This is a genomic window from uncultured Brevundimonas sp. (assembly GCF_937870815.1).
Classification (GTDB): domain Bacteria; phylum Pseudomonadota; class Alphaproteobacteria; order Caulobacterales; family Caulobacteraceae; genus Brevundimonas.
Map to the genome: position 1 here is coordinate 1 of NZ_CALMZS010000214.1, position 3461 is coordinate 3461.

The following is a 3461-nucleotide window of genomic DNA, read 5'->3' on the forward strand; positions in this document are numbered from 1 at the left end:
GACGGCCTGGCCCGCATGCGCAGCCGGCTCGACAACCGGGTCTCAGCCCGCAGGGGGTGACACGCAGCTGAAGGACAGAGTCGGTCGGGGCCTCAGGAGCCTCGACCGATTGCGCCCTCGCGCGCCCGTCGAATACGGCCGACGGGAGACGGAACCGGACCCTACGACCGATTCTGACGCACCGCAGTGTTCCACTTCCGCCCATGTCCGAGGCCCCGCCCGACATCGACGATGTGGACGCGCTCCTGAGGGAGGTGCTGGCGGCCGACATGGCGGCGCTGCGGCAGGAACGCGAGCGCGAGATCGCCCGCCTCCAGGTTCTCCTGGCGTCCCGGGCGCTCGAGGCCCGGCGCATCGCCCAGGAGACCCTGCCCCAGGCGGAGCGCGCCGTGGAACTCGTTCGCGAAGGCTTCGCGCGCGGGGGCTTCACCTACAATGATGTCATCGCGGCCCAGACGGCGCTTCTCGCCACCAGGGCCCGACGCGTCGCCGTACTCAGACAGTTTCACATCGACCGCGCCCGCCTTGACCGGCTGACCGGCGCGCACGCCGCCCTGCTCGGACTGGAGACCCGCTCATGATCCGTCACATCCCGTTGCGGCGTTTCATCGCCGCGTCCTTCCTGACCCTCGCGGTGGGCCTTTCCGCCTGTGGCCAGGGCGGGGCCGGAAAGGAAGAAGGCGCCGAGGCCGCCGCGGCCGCGGACTTTGAGCGCGGCCCGCACAACGGTCGCCTGCTCCGGGACGGCGATTTTGCGCTGGAGATCACCCTCTATGAAGAGGGGCCCGAGCCGCTGTTCCGCCTCTATCCGTATCTGAAGGACAAGCCGCTGGACCCGCGCCAGGTCCAGGCGACCATAGCCCTGACCCGCCTGGGGCCCAGGGTCGACCGCTTCGCCTTCGCGGCGGAAGGCGACTATCTGACCAGCCCGGCCGTGGTGTTCGAACCGCATTCGTTCGACGTGGCGGTCAACGCCTCCCGCGCCGGGAAACGGTCGGCCTGGACCTATCAGTCCTATGAGGGCCGCACAGTGATCACCGCCGACGCCGCCCGGGCGGGCGGGGTCACGACCCAGAGAGCCGGCGGGGCGGTGCTGGGGGAAAGCCTGCCGCTCAGCGGCCGGGTCGAGATCACGCCGGAGGGACAGAGCGAGGTCCACGCCCGCTATCCGGGACGGGTGGTGGCGATGAACGTCCAGCTGGGCCAACGGGTCTCTCGCGGTCAGGTGCTGGCGCGCGTCGAGTCCAGCGACAGCCTGCAGACCTATCCCGTCACGGCCCCCATCTCGGGGATGATCACGGCCAAGAACGTCAACCCGGGCGCCATCACCGGCAATGGCGAGCCGATGCTGACCATCGGCGACCCGACCCGGCTGCACGCCGAGTTCTTCCTCTATCCCCGCGACGCCGAACGGGTCCGGGTCGGTCAGCGCGTCGAGGTCACCAGCCTGGCGGGCGAGCATCGCGCGCTCGGCGTCATCGAGGCGGTCCTGCCGTCCAGCGACCCCATGAGCCAGACCCTGGTCGCCCACGTCGCGCTGCCCTACCAGGGCGGCGTCTGGCGGCCGGGACTGGGGGTCCGGGGCGCGGTCCAGGTCGGTCAGGGCGAGGTGCCGTTGGCCGTCCAGACCAAGGCCATCCAGCCGTTCCGCGATTTCCAGGTCGTCTACGCCAAGGTCGGCAACACCTATGAGGTGCGGATGCTGGAGCTCGGCCGCCGCACGCCGGAGTGGACCGAGGTGCTGGGCGGTCTCGAACCCGGAACAGAATACGTCGTCGACGGCGCCTTCCTCATTCGCGCGGACATCGACAAGTCCGGCGCGAGCCATGACCACTAGGGGGCGCGCAGACCATGCTTGAACGCATCATCGCGCTGTCGATCCGCTTCCGCTGGGGCGTCATGGCGCTCGTCCTTCTGGCCTGCGCGGTCGGCGTCTGGAGTTTCCAGCGCCTGCCGATCGACGCCACGCCGGACATCACCAACGTCCAGATCCAGATCAACACCGAGGCTCCCGGCTACTCGCCGCTGGAGGCCGAACAACGCATCACGTTCCCCGTCGAGACCGCCGTGGCGGGCGTGCCGGGCCTGCAATACACCCGCTCGGTCTCGCGCTACGGGCTGAGCCAGGTCACCGTCATCTTCGAGGACGGCACCGACATCTATTTCGCGCGCCAACTGGTCAACGAGCGGCTGCAGAATGCGCTCGGCCAGCTCCCCCCTGGCGTCACGCCCGAGCTCGGCCCGATCGCCACGGGCCTGGGCGAGATCTTCATGTATACGATCGACGCCGCGCCGAACGCCCGTCGCCCGGATGGCCAGCCCTATACGACCGAGGATCTGAGAACCCTGCAGGACTGGGTGATCAGGCCCCAGTTGCGAAACACCAAGGGCGTCACCGAGGTCAACACCATCGGCGGCTATGAGCGTCAGTACCACGTCACGCCCCAGCCCGATCGTCTCTCCGCTTACGGCGTGACCATGGCCGAGGTGGTCGACGCGCTGGACAACAACAACGCCAACGTCGGCGCCGGCTATGTCGAACGCTACGGCGAACAGTATCTGATCCGCGTGCCGGGTCAGGCTTCGACCACCGAGGATCTGGGCAATGTCGTTATCGCCACGCGGGGCGGGGTTCCGATCCGGATCGCCGATGTCGCCGACGTGGGCATGGGCGAAGAACTTCGCACCGGAGCCGCGACCGAAAACGGCAAGGAGACCGTGCTCGCCACGGTCCTGATGCTGGCCGGCGAGAACAGCCGCGTGGTGGCCCGGGCCGCCGCCGTCAGCCTGGAGGAGGCCGCGCGCGCGCTGCCCGAGGGGGTGACGGCATCGCCGGTCTATGACCGGACGGACCTGGTCGAGCGCGCCATCCACACGGTCGAGAAGAACCTGCTGGAAGGCGCCCTGCTGGTCGTCGTCGTGCTGTTCCTGCTGCTGGGCAACATCCGGGCGGCTTTGATCACGGCGGCGGTCATTCCGGTCACCATGCTCATGACCATCACCGGCATGGTGCGGACCGGCACCTCGGGCAATCTGATGAGCCTCGGCGCGCTCGACTTCGGTCTGATCGTGGATGGGGCCGTCATCATCGTCGAAAACTGTCTGCGGCGGTTCGGCGAGGCCCAGCATCGCCTCGGTCGCATCCTGACCAGGGAAGAACGCTTCGATCTGGCGGCCTCGGCCTCCAGCGAGGTGATCCGGCCGTCGCTGTTCGGGGTGATGATCATCACCCTGGTCTATGTGCCCATCTTCGGCCTGACCGGCGTCGAGGGGAAGATGTTCCACCCGATGGCGATCACCGTGGTCATCGCCCTGACGGCCGCCCTGGTCCTGTCGCTGACCTTCGTGCCCGCCGCGGTCGCCATGTTCGTCACCGGCAAGGTCGAGGAAAAGGACAGCTTCGTGATGCGCTGGGCCCGGGTCGGCTATCAGCCGGCGCTGGACTTCGCGCTGAAGACCCG

At 68.6% G+C, this 3461-nt stretch carries 3 protein-coding genes; all 3 read left to right on the forward strand.

The features are described from left to right. The first annotated feature begins 203 nt into the window (after positions 1-203). Positions 204-581 (forward strand): TolC family protein, encoded by a 378-nt coding sequence (locus Q0588_RS15170; RefSeq protein WP_298747872.1) that lies wholly within the window; start codon positions 204-206, stop codon positions 579-581. Further along, a complete protein-coding gene (locus Q0588_RS15175; protein ID WP_298747875.1) occupies positions 578-1837 on the forward strand; it encodes an HlyD family efflux transporter periplasmic adaptor subunit in 1260 nt (419 codons plus the stop codon). The genes Q0588_RS15170 and Q0588_RS15175 overlap by 4 nt, the downstream gene beginning before the upstream one ends. A gap of 14 nt (positions 1838-1851) precedes the next feature. After that, positions 1852-3461: CusA/CzcA family heavy metal efflux RND transporter (locus Q0588_RS15180; protein WP_298747878.1), on the forward strand; the 1610-nt coding region annotated here is incomplete at its 3' end.